A 13806-nucleotide genomic window follows, 5' to 3' on the forward strand; every position below is an offset into this window, starting at 1 on the left:
TGTCGAGCGAGTCTCAGGCTCGCGGCGACATCAGCGCGACGCGGACGCCGAGGCCGGCGGCCCGGTCGACGACCGCGATGCGCCGGCCCGGCTGGGCGGCGTCGCGCGGCGCGCCGACGTGGTCGCCCGCGGCCGCGGCGTCGAGGTCGTCGGCGACGAGCGTGACGCCCCACAGCCGCGCGGGGTCGCCGGCCGTGCCGGGCCGCGGCTCGGGCGGCCCGACGACCTCCAGCAGGACGTCGTCGAACAGGAAGAAGCCCTGCCGCAGCTCCGGGCCCGCGTCGCGCACGCGGCGCAGCGCGAAGCCGGCGGCCTCGAGCGTCTCGAAGGTCCGCGCGGTGTCGGGCGTGGCGAGGACGACGTGGTCGATCGCCGAGACGGTGTTCGGATGGCGCGGGCTGGGCGTCGGGCTCGACGTGGGCACGATCGTCGTCGGCACGCCGTCCAGCCCGTCCCGCGCCGGGATCGCGTCGCTCACGGTCCAGCCCGCGAAGCCGCCGTCGCCGCCGCCGAGGACCAGGTCGGTCGTGCCGATCCGGCAGCGCCCGTCGCCGGCCACGGCGAACCCCGCCGCCCGCCACGGCGCCGGCTCGGCCTGGAGCGCCACCGCCACGAGGCGCGGCCTCACGCGGCCGGCTCCGAGTCGCGCTGGCCCTCGCCCTGGGCGCGCTGCAGGGCCGCGTAGCGACCGCCGTGCTCCAGCAGGTCCTCGTGGGTTCCGCGCTCGACGATCCGGCCGGCGTCGAGGACGACGATCTGATCGGCGTCGCGCACGGTCGACAGGCGGTGGGCGATCGCGATCGTGGTGCGTCCCGCCGCCAGGTGGTCCAACGCGTCCTGCACGGCGCGCTCGGTCTCGGTGTCCAGGGCGCTCGTCGCCTCGTCGAGCACCAGCACCGGCGGGTTGCGCAGGACGACGCGGGCGATCGCGATCCGCTGCTTCTCGCCGCCGCTGAAGCGGTAGCCGCGCTCGCCGACCATCGTGTCGTAGCCGTCGGGCAGGCGCGCGACGAGGTCGTGGATCTGCGCCGCCCGCGCCGCGGCCTCGATCTCGGCGTCGGTCGCGTCGGGCCGCGCGAAGCGCAGGTTGTCGCGCACGGTCGCGTGGAAGAGGTAGGTGTCCTGCGAGACCAGCCCGACGGTGCGCGCCAGCGACGCGAACGACGCGTCGCGGACGTCGACGCCGTCGATCGTCACGCGGCCCGCGTCGACGTCGTAGAGCCGCGCGGCGAGGTAGGCGAGCGTCGTCTTCCCGCTCCCCGTCTCCCCCACGATCGCGGTGAACGAGCCGGGCGCCACGTCGAGGTCGACGCCGTCGAGCGTCGGCCGCGCGTCGGCGTCGTAGCCGAACGTCACGCCCTCGAACCGGACGTCGCCGCGGACGTCGCCCAGCTCGATCGGCTCGTCGGCCTCGAGGAGGTCGACCGGCAGGTCGAGGTACTCGAAGATCCGGTGGAAGAGCGCCATCGAGGACTGGAGGTCGACCGACACGGACAACAACGACCCGATCGGGAACAGCAGCCGCGTCTGGAGCGTCGTGAAGGCCACCAACGTGCCGACGCTGATCGCCGAGGTCTGGCCGGCGAACCAGTACACCAGCGCCGGCATGATCGCGAAGGACATCTGCACGCTCGCCATCCGCCAGCGGCCGGCCATCCGCGAGCGGACCTCGAGCGTCGCCAGCTCGCGCGACTCGGCGGTGAAGCGCTCGGCCAGCTCCTCGCCGCGCCCCATCGTCCGGCCGAGGAGGATGCCCGACACCGACAGCGACTCCTCGACCAAGGACGACATGTCGGCGACGCGCCCCTGGCGGGCGGCGGTGATCTTGCGCCGCTCGCCGCCGACGCGCCGCGTCATCCACACGAAGAACGGCAGCACCGCGAGCGAGAACGCGGCCAGCCGCCAGTCCAGCGCGAACATCGCGATGATCGTGGCCAGGACCGTCGTGACGTTGGCGACGATCGACGTCGCCGTCGAGGTCACGACGCTCTGGATCCCGCCGATGTCCGACGCGATCCGCGACTGCACCTCGCCCGTGCGTGTGCGGGTGAAGAACGCGAGCGACAGCCGCTGCAGGTGGCGGTAGACCGCGGCCCGCAGGTCGTGCATGACCTCCTGGCCCACGATGTTGGACAGGTAGGTCTGGGCGACGCCGAGCGCGCCGGTCGAGATCGCGACCGCGATCATCCCCAGCACCAGCCACGTCAACATGGTGGTGTTGCCGTCCGGGATCGCGGTGTCGAGCACCGCGCGCAGCAGGAACGGCGAGATGAGGCTGATCCCCGCGCTCAGCGCGATCAGCGCCAGGACCGCGCTGAGGCGGGCCTTGTAGGGCTTGAAGAGCGCGCCGGTGCGGCGCAGCTCGGCGCGGCGCGACGCCTCTGCGTCGTTCACGCCGTGGGCGTCCTGGCCGTCAGCCGACCGTCGGCGACCCCGCCGGCGACCTCGTCGAGCACGAGCGCCAGGTCGCCCGCCAGCGACGGCCACGAGAAGCGCTCATGCGCGTCGCGCCAGGCGCGGCGACCGCGCCGGCGCCGCTCGACCGGGTCGGCGATCGCGCCCGCGAGCGCCGCGGCCAGCTGCGCCTCGTCGTCGGGCTCGACGAGCCAGCCGGTGACGCCGTCGTGCACGATGTCCGCCGGGCCGAAGCGGTCGACGGCGATCGCCGGCAGCCCGCAGGCCATGGCCTCGACGAGCACCGAGCCGAACTGCTCGCGCACGGAGGCGAGGACGAAGACGTCGGCGGTCGATAGGAACGACGGCAGGCCCTGGTGGTCGTGCCAGCCGCCGAGGAAGACGTTGCGCGCGCCCGAGGCGGCGACGGCGTCGGCGGGATGCTCGCCCTCCCACTCGCCGGGGTAGCCGCCGAGCAGCACGAGCGACGCGTCGGCCGGCAGGTCGCCCGCCTGCTGCGCGCGCGCCCAGGCGCGGACCAGCAGCCCCAGGCGCTTGACGGCCGTGAACCGGCTGACGCAGATCGCGACCGGCCCGCCGCCGGTCAGCGGCGCGATGTCGTCCAAGGTGTAGGAGATGCTGCCCTCGTCTGCGCCCGGCGCCCAGCCGCGCGGCGCGTCGACGAGGTGCGCGCGCCAGTGCGCGGCGCGGTCGACCGGCAGGCGGTCGAAGCGCTCGGGGTCGAAGCCGTTGGGGCTGACGACGCAGCGCTCCGGGTCGATCCCGAGCAGGTCCACGGCCCGGTCGACCTGCGACGGCGACAGCACCAGCAGCCGCTCGGAGCGCTGCGCCCAGCGGCGCATGCGGCGCACCCACGCCTGGGCGTAGGGCCACGGGGCGCCGTCGGCGATCTCCTCCAGCATCAGCAGCTCGGTGCCGTGCAGGTGCGTGACGACCGGGACGTCGGGCGCGACGCGCGCGGCCGCCTCGTGCAGCGGCGTGAGGTGATGGAGGTGCAGGACGTCGTGGTCGGCGGCGCCGGCGTCGTCGAACACGCGCGACCAGGCGGCCACGTGCGCCTCGAAGCCGGCGTCGTCGATCGCCGCGAAGACCCGGTCGTGCGCGCCGGGCCGGTCCTCGAAGGACGGGTGCATCGGCGCGTAGCCGGCGTCGAAGTCCACGGGCCGGATGTCGAGGTCCTCGAAGAACCGCCGCGCGTCGCCGTGGCCGCTGGCGCGCGACCCGGTGACGAGCGTGACGTCCCAGCCGTGCGCGGGCAGCTCGTGGGCCAGGGCGCGGGTCACGTGCGCAGATCCGCCACGCGGGAAGAACATCAGACCGGAGAGGACGCGCACACCTCTGTTATATGAAACTCCGGAAGGATGACTATCGGCGGCGGAAGACGATCGCCGTCGGCACCGTGCGCCCGCCGGGCAGCGCGATCCCGTGCGCCTCGCGCGGCACGTTGCGCAGCCGCCCGCCGCAGACCAGCGACGTCGAGCCGCCGCCGTCGAGGTTCATCGCCTGCACGGCGCCCAGGGCGGCCATCGCCTCGGCCAGCTCGCCCATCGTCAGCCCGGCCTCGTCGTCGGCCCGGCCGTCGCACGCGACCGCCAGCGCCTCGCCGCGACGCGTCACGCCGATCGCGGCGCGCGGATGGCGGCCCGCGGTGATGTCGGAGTCGAACTGGTGCGAGCCGGCCGAGAAGCCCTCGCGGTCGCCGCGGACCGGGGCGCCGCCGCGCACGAGCAGCGGCCCGGCCTGGAGCAAGTCGCCGCGCAGCGACGCGGGCAGCTCGTGGCGCCGGGCGATCGCGATGTCGGCGCCGTCGATGCTCAGGCACGCGCGCACGTCGTCGAACGGCGCGGCGAAGGGCACGTGGCGACGCTCGACGCCGCCGGTGCGCAGCGCCCCGAGCGGGACGAGGTCCGGACGCTCGTAGAAGCCGCCGACGAGCGCCTCGTCGAAGCCGTTGGCCCGGCAGTAGACCTCGAGCGGCGCCGGCTGCGCCAGGCGCACGACGCGCAGCTCGAAGCGGCGCAGGTCGTAGCGCGCGACGTAGAGCGTGGTCCGCTCGCCGTCGGGCAGGCGCAGCCGCTCGCGCCGGAGGTGGCGCAGCTTGGGCTGCGGCGCGAGCAGCGGCGTCAGGCGAGGCAGGGAGGCCATGGCGCGGGGCACAGGATCGGCGTGGCGAGTGAGGTTCGCGTGAAGGTCTTGTGACGACGGTCGACGGGAGACCGCAAAGCATGAGTTCGCCGCTCGCCTCCCGCGCCCTTCGGAAGACTAGGTACGCCGTCGGCGGGCTCAGGTCTCGTGCACGCGGTCGCGCCGCTGCCGGGCCCGGAACTCGCGGCCCTTGACCCGGTTGCCGCAGATCTGCATCGAGCACCACTGGCGCGAGCGGTTGCGCGAGCCGTCGTAGAACAGCCAGCCGCAGTGCGGCCCCGGGCACGCCTTCAACCTGCTCCAGCGCCCGTCGCCCATCGCCTCGGCCACGACGCCGAGCACGAGCGCGAGCGCCGCGTCGGGGCCGTCGCCGACGGCGACGTGGCACGGCGGGGATCCCGCCCCGCGCCCGAACCGCAGGCGCAGCGGCGCCCGCTGCGCCACCTCGTCGAGGATCGCGAGGTCGCCCGCGACCGGCTGCGCGTCGGGCGCGTCGTGGTGGGTCAGGGCCATGCGGCGCAGCGCCTCGCGCAGGGCGATGGCCTGCGCGCGGTCCGCCTCAGAGGCCTCGCGGCCGTCGAACCCGCGCGCGTCCAGCCATCGCCCGTACGCGGCCGCGTCGCCCCATTCGTCGGCGCCGCCGGCTTGGAGGTCCCAGAACGAGTTCGCGAAGGCCTGCACCAGGCCGAGGCGGCCGGGCGCGGGCGTGCGACCCGAGGGTTGGCGTCCGGGATCGAAGGGATCCACCCACGGGATACTTGCGCAAAACCACCCATGCTGTCTACGCTGGTTAGGCCGTGATCGAGGACGCACCACCCGACGCACCTGACCTCCCTCCCCTCCGGACCTGTCCCAACTGCGGTCGCGAGGGCCGGACGCGGTACGAGCGCTGCCCGTTCTGCCAGACCTCGTACTACGCCCGCAACCGCAACCAGAAGCGGCGGCGGCTCGCCGTCGTGGTCGGCGCGCTGGCCGTCCTGATCGTCCTCGGCGGCGTCGGGACGGTCTTCGCGCTCAGCGACCGCGACGACCGCAACGCGCGCCAGAAGACCCAGCAGGGCAAGCTCGTCGCGGCGCTGCGCGTCAAGCTCACCCGCATCCAGGCCCCCCACCGCGGCGCGGCCCCTGAGCTCAGGCCGCCGGCGGGCGCCTCCGACGGGCAGCGGCTGGCCGCGCGCAAGGCGCTGGTCGGCGCGGTCGAGCGCCGCATCACCGCCGACGCGCGGGCGCGCGCCGCCGCCGGCGAGCTCGACGGGCCGATCACGCACACCGAGTGCGGGCCGATCCTCAAGGCCCGCAACGCGATCCCCGACGACCGCGTCCTGGCCAAGGACGTCGGCCGCTACGACTGCGTGGCGATCAAGCACGCGGTCATCGCGCAGGAGGGCGAGAAGGTCGCCGACCTCGGCCACGCCTTCGTCGCCGCGCTGAACTTCAAGACCTACACCTACACATGGTGCCGGAACACGCCCGCCCAGGGCGAGGCCGGCGTCGCGCTGGTCTTCGTCCGGCTGGACCGCTCGTGCCTGGCCGCCAAGGGCAAGGCGCTCGGGAGCGGCTACGCGGCGATGCCGGGCGAGCAGAACGAGACGTCCGACGACGTCTCGGAGACCGCGGGCTGAGCCGCTAGCGGTTGCGCTTGCGCGCCTGGCGCGAGCGCTTGGTCGCGGCGCGGTTCTTGGCCTTGCGGCGCTTGATGTCCTCTTCCTTGCGCAGGCGGGACTCGTGCTGCTCCTCGGTGTCGTCCTTGACCGGCGCGTGGCTGCGCGCGTCGGTGACGATCGCCCAGGCGATGCCGAGCAGCAGGATGCCGCCGCCGGCGAAGATCAGGATCTGCTGCCAGCTCTTCAGACCGCCGTCGTCAGAGGTCGTCGAGGTCGCCGAGGTGACCGTCGGCTCCGCGTCCGGCGTCGTCGCCGCGGGCGGCAGCGGCGCGAACGGCGAGCTCTGCGCGTGCGCGATCCCGACCGGGACGGCGAGCGCGGCGACCAGGCAGATGAGGAGCGTGAACCGGCGAGGCATCGAGCGCATCCTCCCACGGTTCGGCGAGGCGGTGGGCAGCGACCGGTGCCGGTAGGCTGCATGGCGACATGCCGCCCAAGCAGCGACAGATCCGGATGCAGCAGCAGGGCGGCCTGGCCGCGATGCAGCAGCTCGAGACCCGCTCCGACGAGGAGCTCGAGCGCGAGCAGAAGTTCAAGGCCGCCGCACAGGCGATCCTGGGCGCGCGCGCCGCCGAGCGCTACGACGCCAAGGCGTCGCGCGAGCACTTCCGCAAGGCGCTCGCCGCCGCCCGTCCGCAGGAGCGGATGGCGCTCAGGCGGATGGCCGACGCGTCGCTCGCGCTGGCCGAGCGCCGTCCGGACGACCTGAAGGCCGCGGTCGAGCGCCTCGGCCAGGCGCCGCCGTCCTCGCGCCAGCTGCTGCTCCTGCGCTTCATGGGCATCGTCGCGCCGCCCGCGTCGGCCGGCATGGTCGCGCGCGTCCGTGGCATCGCCATCATCGTCGGCCTGATCGTCGCGCTGATCCTGGTCGGGACCGGGATCGCCCAGGTCCTCGCCCTGCCGTTCGGCGGGGTCAGCCTGCTGGTGTCGGTCTGGCTCGGGATCCTGATCGTCATCGTCGCGCTGGTCGTGCTCGCGCTGCTCGGCCGGCGCCGCCAGGCCCGCGCCGCGGCGACGAGAGCCGCGGGTCCCGGCTCGTAGCCTGTAGGCCATGTGCGGGCGGTACTCGCTGGCGACGCCGGCCATGAGCGACATGCGGGGCCGCTTCGGCCTCGGCGAGTCGCTCGAGCTCCGGCAGCGGTTCAACATCGCGCCGGGCGACGACGTCGTGACGGTCACGACGACCAAGGACGGCGAGCCGCGCGGCGAGCTGCTGCGCTGGGGCCTCGTGCCGTTCTGGGCCAAGGACCCCAAGGTCGGCTACAAGATGATCAACGCGCGGGCCGAGACGGTCGCCGAGAAGCCCGCGTTCCGCGATGCCTTGAAGACCCACCGCTGCCTGGTCGTCGCCGACGGCTTCTACGAGTGGCAGCCGCGGACGGCCGGGGTGGGTGGGTCCAGGTCCCGCAAGCGGCCGTTCCACATCACCCGCGCCGACGGCGCGCCGTTCGCCTTCGCCGGGCTGTGGGCGAGCTGGCACGGCGCCGGCGACGAGGCGTTGCGCACCTGCACGATCATCACCACCGACGCCAACGACAAGCTGCGCGACATCCACGACCGGATGCCCGTGATGCTGCCCGACCAGGGCGCGGAGGAGGCGTGGCTGGAGCACGGGACGCCGCCGGAGCTCCTGCAGGACCTGCTCGTGCCGCTGCCCGGCGCGCTGACCGCCCGGCGCGCGGTCGGGCCGGCCGTCAGCGACGCCCGTCACGACGAGCCCGACTGCCTCGACGACGCCCCGCCCGGGGACGCCGAGGGCGAGGGCGACGCGCTCAGCCTGTTCTGACGCAGGCGGGCTCCGAGCGGTCGGCTAGGGTCGTCCTCCGTGGACCTGACGACCCCTCGACTGCGCCTCCGGCCCCTCGCGCCGGCCGAGATGCGCGAGCTGCTCGAGGGCCGTCCGCTGCGGGGGCAGACGTGGGCGGAGGGCTATCCGCTGGACGGGACGCTGGTCGCCGTCGCGATGCAGGCGGAGCTGGTCGACCGCGCGGTCGACCGCGGCGGGTTCTGCCACTACCAGGTGCTCCTGCGCGAGGACGGCGTCGACGTCGTCGTCGGCGACATCGGCTTCCACGCGCCGCCCGACGAGCTGGGCGAGGTGAGCGTCGGCTTCGGCATCGTGCCGGCCGCGCGCCGGCGCGGCTACGCGGTCGAGGCGCTGCGCGCGGTGCTGGCGTGGGCGCTCGCGCAGCCCGAGGTCCGGTCGGTCCATGCCGACACCGACCTGGTGAACCTGGCCTCGCAGCGCGTGCTGCTCGGCGCCGGGATGCTGGTGGTCGCCGACGAGGGCGACCGCAAGGTGTACGAGATCCACGCGACGTGAGCTCGCTCGCGCTCTCCGAGCTGGTCGCCGAGTACGCCTACGTGCTGCTCGACCTCGACGGCGTCGTCTACGTCGGCGAGGAGGCCGTGCCCGGCGCTGTCGACGCGGTCGCCGCGCTGCGCGCCGCCGGCAAGGGCGTCGCGTTCGTGACCAACGACGGGCGCCGCTCCGGCGAGGAGTACGTGCGCAAGTTGTGGGCGCTGGGGCTGCAGGCGTCGCTGGAGGAGGTCGTGACCGTCGGCGGCGCGATCCAGCACGTGCTGGCCGAGACCGAGCGCTGGCGCACCGCCTACGTCGTGGGCGCGCCGGTCATGCACCGCCACGTGCTCGACGCCGGGCTGAAGGTCGTCAACGGCCGCGACGTGCCGCCGCCCGACGTGGTGGTCGTCGCCGCGCACGACGCGTTCGGCTACGACGAGCTGCGCGACGCGGTGCAGGCCGTGCTCGCCGGCGCCGAGCTGGTCTGCGCGGGGCGCGACCCGATCTTCCCGATGCCCGACGGGCCCTGGCCCGGGACCGGCGCGGCCATCGCCGCGGTCGAGGCCGCGACGGGCGCGACGGCGATCAACCTCGGCAAGCCGGCGGCGCAGCCGTTCTGGACGGCGCTGGAGCGGCTGGACGCCGGGTTCGTGCCGCAGCCCGGAGGCGCGCCCGACCTCCCGCCGCGCGAGCCGACGGCGGCCGAGCGGCTGGCCGCGGCGCCCGGCGCCGGCGCGCCGACCCCCGAGCCCGAGGCGCCGGAGCCGGACGGCCCCGAGCCTCACGCGTCCTCGGGGCCGAAGGCCCTCGTCGTAGGCGACCGGCTCGACGCCGACCTCGCCGGCGCGCACGCCGCCGGCCTCGACGCCGCGATCGTGCTCACGGGCGCCACCACCGAGCACGAGGCCCGCGCCGCGACCGACCCGGCGCCCGTCGCCATCGCCGCCTCGCTGGCCGAGCTGGTCCTGGGAGCCTGTTGAGCGTTCGACCGTCGAGGCGGGAAAAGACCAACAGGCTCCTAGGTCCGCGCTGAGGCGGCCCCGGCGCGCGCGATGCGGCAGGATGGTCCGCGCATGTCGCGCCCCATCGCCCTGCTCGTCAACCCGTCGGCCGGCGGTGGTCGGGCCCTGAAGGTCCTCCCCGCGGTGGAGGCCGAGCTGCAGCGGCTGGGGCTGACGCACCGCGTCGCGATGACCGAGTCGATCCGGCACACGCGGGAGCTCGCGACCGCGGCGGCGGACGCGGGCGAGGTCGCGGTCCCGCTGTCGGGCGACGGCCTCGTCGGTGCGGTCGCGGCGGCGCTGCGCGGGCGCGACGACGCGGTCATGGGCGTCCTGCCCGGCGGGCGGGGCAACGACTTCGCCCGCTCCGTGGGCATCCCGCGCGACGCGGTCGCCGCGTGCGCGATCCTGGCCGACGGCGTGCCCACGCCGCTCGACGTCGGCGAGGTCGTCTCCGACGGCGGCGCCTCGCACGACCCGCAGACCTTCATCGGGATCGCCTCGCTCGGCTTCGACTCCGACGCCAACCGGATCGCCAACGAGGCGCCCGCCGTGCTCGGCCCGCTCGTGTACGCCTACGGCGCGCTGCGCGCCCTGGCGACGTTCCGGCCCGCGACGTTCGACGTCGCCGTCGACCGCGAGCGGCGCACGTTCACCGGCTGGTCGGTCGGCGCCTGCAACACGAGCTTCTACGGTGGAGGGATGCGCGCCGCCCCCGACGCCCGCCTCGACGACGGCCAGCTCGACGTCCTGATGTGCTGGCCGCGCTCGCGCGTCGAGTTCCTGACGAAGGTGCTGCCACGCGTCTTCAAGGGCACGCACACCGAGCTGGACGTCGTCGCCTGCCTGCGCGGCGCCGAGGTCCGGGTCGCCGCCGACCGGCCGTTCACCGTCTACGCCGACGGCGACCCGATCGGCGAGCTGCCGGTGACGATCCGGGCCGTCCCGGGCGCGATCAAGGTGCTGCTGCCCGCCGCATGACGCTGTTGGGCGCAAAGCTCGTCGCCGCGCGCGCCGCCGGCGCGGTCTCGCGCCGCGCGGGCCGCGGCGGCACCTCGCTGCCGGGCAAGCTGCTGCTGCGGATGGAGCCGGGCGCGGTCGGCTCGCTGGCCGCGCGGCTGGCCAACGGCAGCGCGGTCATCTCGGCCACCAACGGCAAGACGACGACGGCCGCGATGGTCGCCTCGATCCTGGAGCGCGGCGGCCATCGGCTGGTCCACAACCGCGCGGGCGCGAACATGGCCGGCGGGATCGCGGGCACGCTGCTGGAAGCCGCCGGCCGGGGCCGGTCGATCGACGGCGACACCGGCCTGTTCGAGATCGACGAGTTCTGGCTGGACCGCCTCGTCCCGCAGATCCGGCCGCGCGCGCTGCTGCTGGCCAACCTGTTCCGCGACCAGCTGGACCGCTACGGCGAGCTGGAGACGATCGCCGACCGCTGGGCGGGCGTCGTGGCCGAGGCCAAGGACACCACCTTGGTGCTCAACGCCGACGACCCGCTCGTGGCCGACCTGGGCCGCCAGCGCGACGGCGTCGTGTACTTCGGCGTCGAGGACCCCGCGATGGCGCTGGCGGGGATGGCCCACGCCGCAGACTCCAAGCACTGCCGCCGCTGCGGCGCGCCCTACCGCTATGACTACGTGTTCTTGGGGCACTTGGGCCACTACCACTGCGACGCGTGCGGCGCGACGCGCCCGGCGCCCGCGGTCGCGGCGGAGCGCGTCGTGCTCGACGGGGTGCGCGGCGCGCGCGTGACGCTGCGGCTGCCGTCGGCGACGGTCGACGTCGCGCTCCCGCTGCCCGGCCTCTACAACGTGTACAACGCGCTCGGCGCCGCAGCGCTGACGACCGCTCTCGGCGCGACGCCGGAGGAGGTCGTCGCGGGCCTGGAGGCGGTGGCCGCCGCGTTCGGCCGCGCCGAGACCGTGCAGCTCGGAGGCCGCGACCTCCTGCTGCTGCTGGTCAAGAACCCGGCCGGCGCCAACGAGGTGCTCCGCACGCTCGCCCTGGAGCCCGGCGAGCACGACGTCCTCGCCGTCCTGAACGACCACACCGCGGACGGCCGCGACGTGTCCTGGGTCTGGGACGCCGACTTCGAGGTGCTGGCCGGCCGTCTGCGGCGCGTCGTGTGCAGCGGCACGCGCGCGGCCGAGATGGCGCTGCGCTTCAAGTACGCCGGCGTCGCCGAGGACCGGCTGGTCGTCGAGCCCGAGCTGCCCGCCGCGCTGGACCGCGCGGTCGGCGACGGCACCGGGCGGCTGGTCGCGATCCCGACCTACACCGCGATGCTCGAGCTGCGCCGCGAGCTGGTGGCGCGCGGCGCGGCGGGGAGCTCGTTCGGGTGATGGCCTCCACGACGCCCCGCAGCGTGATCTGGCACGACGTCGAGTGCGGCGGCTACGGCGAGGACCACGCGCTGTGGCGGGCGCTGGCGGGCGAGGTCGACGGGCCCGTGCTCGACGTGGGCGCCGGGACCGGGCGCGTCGCGCTGGACCTGGCCGCGCACGGCGTCGAGGTGGTCGCGCTGGACCTCGAGCCGGAGTTGTTGGAGGCCTTGGACGCGCGCGCCGAGCGGCGCGGCGTGCACGTCGAGACGGTCGTCGCCGACGCCCGCTCGTTCGACGCCGGCGCCGGGCGCTTCGGGCTGGTGATCGTGCCGATGCAGACGCTGCAGCTGCTCGACGGCGCCGCCGAGCGCGCCGCGTTCTTCGGCGCTGCGCGCCGCGCGCTGCGCCCGGGTGGGCTCGTCGCGATCGCGCTGGCCGACGCGCTGGAGAGCTTCGACGGCGAGTCCGACGGCCTGCCCGAGCCCGACATGGCCGTCATCGACGGCCTCCGCTACGTCTCGCTCCCGCTGGCGGTCGTCGACGAGGGCGACCGCGCGGCCATCCACCGCCTGCGGCAGGTCATGGGGATCATCGCGCCGGTCGAGGAGGAGCACGACGTCATCCGCCTCGCGCGGGTCGACGCGGTCATGCTCGCCGACGAGGCCGAGGCGCTCGGCTTCGAGGCGCTCGAGGCGCGCCGGATCCCGGCCACCGACGTGTACGTCGGCTCGACGGTGGTGGTCCTCCGTGGCTGACACGCTGCGCGTCTGCGCGCTCTACCCCGACCTGATGAACATCTACGCCGACCGCGGCAACATGTTGATGTTGGAGCGCCGGTGCGGGTGGCGCGGGCTCGGCTTCACGCTCACCGCGGCCGGCCTCGGCGACGTGATCGACCCCGACGCGCACGACCTCTTCTACCTCGGCGGCGGCCAGGACCGCGACCAGCAGCTCTGCGCGCACGACCTGTACGACAACAAGCGCGAGGCGCTCCACGCGGCCGCCGCGCGCGGGGCGATCGTCCTGGGGATCTGCGGCGGCATCCAGCTGCTCGGCGACCACTACGAGCTCGGCGACGAACGCGTGCCCGGCATCGGGTTGGTGGACTTGGTCACCAAGCGGGCGGTCGACGGCTCGCGGCTGACCGGCAACGTCGCGATCGAGCTCGAGTTGGAGGGGTTGGACGGGCCGCGCGTCCTGGCCGGCTTCGAGAACCACGGCGGGCGGACCGTGCTCGGCGCCGGCGAGCAGCCGCTGGGCCGCGTGCTGAAGGGCCACGGCAACGACGGGCGCTCCGGCGTCGAGGGCGTGCACCGCGGCTCGGTGATCGGGACCTACCTCCACGGCCCGCTGCTGCCGAAGAACGCGTGGTTCGCCGACTGGCTGCTGGCGACCGCGCTGCGCCGCGCGCCCGGCGACCTCGCGCTGCTGGACGACGCGCTCGAAGACGCGGCGCACGCCTCGGCGCGCCGCGCGGCCGGCGTCTAGCGCGGGTCGCGCACGCCCGGCGAGGGGCCGTCGTAGCGTGGCAGGCCGTCGTCGGGCAGGGCCTCCCAGACGGCCGCGGTCGCGACGCGCTGGTGGTACTGGGGCCGGATGCCGGGGTCGCCGTCCACGGTCCCGAGCCGGATCGCGAGGATCGACGGGTCGTCGGGATGGCGGCTGTACAGCGCGCCGCCGCAGCCGGTGCAGAAGGCCTTCCAGAACCCGCCGTCGCCCGGGTCGTAGGCCTTGACCAGCTCCTCGCCGGCGACGACGCGGAAGCTGCCCGGCGCGACCCGCGCCGACGCCCCGGCCGCCGCGCCGGTCCGCCGCTGACAGCGCGTGCAGTGGCAGTAGCCGGCGTCCACGAGCGGCTCGTCGACCTCGTAGCGCACGCCGCCGCACAGGCACGCTCCGGTGAGCTGGGGAGAGGACATGCCGGCAGCATGCCACGGCGCGCTCGCGGCGTG

Annotated in this window: 16 protein-coding genes; 9 read left to right on the plus strand and 7 right to left on the minus strand. The window is 75.1% G+C overall.

All coding sequences use genetic code 11. The features are described from left to right. Positions 1 to 13: 13 nt before the first annotated feature. The 5 genes from DSM104299_RS14445 to DSM104299_RS14465 form a co-directional block, all read right to left on the minus strand. Positions 14 to 628, minus strand: coding sequence for a hypothetical protein (locus DSM104299_RS14445; protein ID WP_272478017.1), 615 nt, complete (start codon positions 626 to 628; stop codon positions 14 to 16). Next, positions 625 to 2394 carry an ABC transporter ATP-binding protein gene (locus tag DSM104299_RS14450; protein WP_272478018.1) on the minus strand — a complete coding sequence of 590 codons (1770 nt, stop codon included), beginning with the start codon at positions 2392 to 2394 and terminating at the stop codon, positions 625 to 627. Before DSM104299_RS14450 ends, DSM104299_RS14445 begins: the two co-directional genes overlap by 4 nt. Then, positions 2391 to 3728 carry a glycosyltransferase family 4 protein gene (locus DSM104299_RS14455; protein WP_272478094.1) on the minus strand — a complete coding sequence of 446 codons (1338 nt, stop codon included), beginning with the start codon at positions 3726 to 3728 and terminating at the stop codon, positions 2391 to 2393. The genes DSM104299_RS14450 and DSM104299_RS14455 overlap by 4 nt, the downstream gene beginning before the upstream one ends. Positions 3729 to 3780: 52 nt before the next feature. Beyond that, positions 3781 to 4560, minus strand: a complete 780-nt coding sequence (locus DSM104299_RS14460; protein WP_272478019.1) for a phosphodiester glycosidase family protein — start codon at positions 4558 to 4560, stop codon at positions 3781 to 3783. A gap of 138 nt (positions 4561 to 4698) precedes the next feature. Beyond that, on the minus strand, positions 4699 to 5307 hold the full coding sequence (locus DSM104299_RS14465) for a CGNR zinc finger domain-containing protein (protein ID WP_272478020.1): 609 nt from the start codon (positions 5305 to 5307) through the stop codon (positions 4699 to 4701). Between the two features lie 50 nt (positions 5308 to 5357). Here DSM104299_RS14465 and DSM104299_RS14470 point away from each other — a divergent pair, with 50 nt between their 5' ends. Then, positions 5358 to 6182: a hypothetical protein gene (locus DSM104299_RS14470; RefSeq protein WP_272478021.1), complete on the plus strand. Its 825-nt coding sequence runs from the start codon at positions 5358 to 5360 to the stop codon at positions 6180 to 6182. 4 nt (positions 6183 to 6186) lie between these two features. On the opposite strand, the gene DSM104299_RS14475 is transcribed toward DSM104299_RS14470, so the two are convergent. Further along, positions 6187 to 6582, minus strand: coding sequence for a hypothetical protein (locus tag DSM104299_RS14475; RefSeq protein ID WP_272478022.1), 396 nt, complete (start codon positions 6580 to 6582; stop codon positions 6187 to 6189). Positions 6583 to 6650: 68 nt separating this feature from the next. Here DSM104299_RS14475 and DSM104299_RS14480 point away from each other — a divergent pair, with 68 nt between their 5' ends. From DSM104299_RS14480 to DSM104299_RS14515, 8 genes are all read left to right on the plus strand, one after another. Continuing rightward, positions 6651 to 7265 (plus strand): hypothetical protein, encoded by a 615-nt coding sequence (locus DSM104299_RS14480; protein WP_272478023.1) that lies wholly within the window; start codon positions 6651 to 6653, stop codon positions 7263 to 7265. A gap of 10 nt (positions 7266 to 7275) precedes the next feature. Further along, positions 7276 to 8010: an SOS response-associated peptidase gene (locus tag DSM104299_RS14485; protein WP_272478024.1), complete on the plus strand. Its 735-nt coding sequence runs from the start codon at positions 7276 to 7278 to the stop codon at positions 8008 to 8010. A 39-nt stretch (positions 8011 to 8049) separates the two neighbouring features. Then, positions 8050 to 8547 (plus strand): GNAT family N-acetyltransferase, encoded by a 498-nt coding sequence (locus DSM104299_RS14490; protein WP_272478025.1) that lies wholly within the window; start codon positions 8050 to 8052, stop codon positions 8545 to 8547. Beyond that, positions 8544 to 9506 (plus strand): HAD-IIA family hydrolase, encoded by a 963-nt coding sequence (locus DSM104299_RS14495; protein ID WP_272478026.1) that lies wholly within the window; start codon positions 8544 to 8546, stop codon positions 9504 to 9506. Before DSM104299_RS14490 ends, DSM104299_RS14495 begins: the two co-directional genes overlap by 4 nt. A 93-nt stretch (positions 9507 to 9599) precedes the next feature. After that, positions 9600 to 10508: a diacylglycerol/lipid kinase family protein gene (locus DSM104299_RS14500; protein WP_272478027.1), complete on the plus strand. Its 909-nt coding sequence runs from the start codon at positions 9600 to 9602 to the stop codon at positions 10506 to 10508. Continuing rightward, positions 10505 to 11872 carry a Mur ligase family protein gene (locus DSM104299_RS14505; protein WP_272478028.1) on the plus strand — a complete coding sequence of 456 codons (1368 nt, stop codon included), beginning with the start codon at positions 10505 to 10507 and terminating at the stop codon, positions 11870 to 11872. Before DSM104299_RS14500 ends, DSM104299_RS14505 begins: the two co-directional genes overlap by 4 nt. Then, complete coding sequence (locus DSM104299_RS14510; protein ID WP_272478029.1) at positions 11872 to 12609, plus strand: class I SAM-dependent methyltransferase; 738 nt, start codon at positions 11872 to 11874, stop codon at positions 12607 to 12609. The genes DSM104299_RS14505 and DSM104299_RS14510 overlap by 1 nt, the downstream gene beginning before the upstream one ends. Continuing rightward, entirely contained in the window at positions 12602 to 13342 is a 741-nt protein-coding gene (locus DSM104299_RS14515; RefSeq protein ID WP_272478030.1) for a type 1 glutamine amidotransferase, read from the plus strand. Before DSM104299_RS14510 ends, DSM104299_RS14515 begins: the two co-directional genes overlap by 8 nt. On the opposite strand, the gene DSM104299_RS14520 is transcribed toward DSM104299_RS14515, so the two are convergent. Beyond that, positions 13339 to 13773 (minus strand): GFA family protein, encoded by a 435-nt coding sequence (locus DSM104299_RS14520; RefSeq protein WP_272478031.1) that lies wholly within the window; start codon positions 13771 to 13773, stop codon positions 13339 to 13341. The genes DSM104299_RS14515 and DSM104299_RS14520 overlap by 4 nt on opposite strands. Between the last annotated feature and the right edge of the window lie 33 nt (positions 13774 to 13806).

The organism is Baekduia alba (genome assembly GCF_028416635.1).
Classification (GTDB): Bacteria; Actinomycetota; Thermoleophilia; order Solirubrobacterales; family Solirubrobacteraceae; genus Baekduia; species Baekduia alba.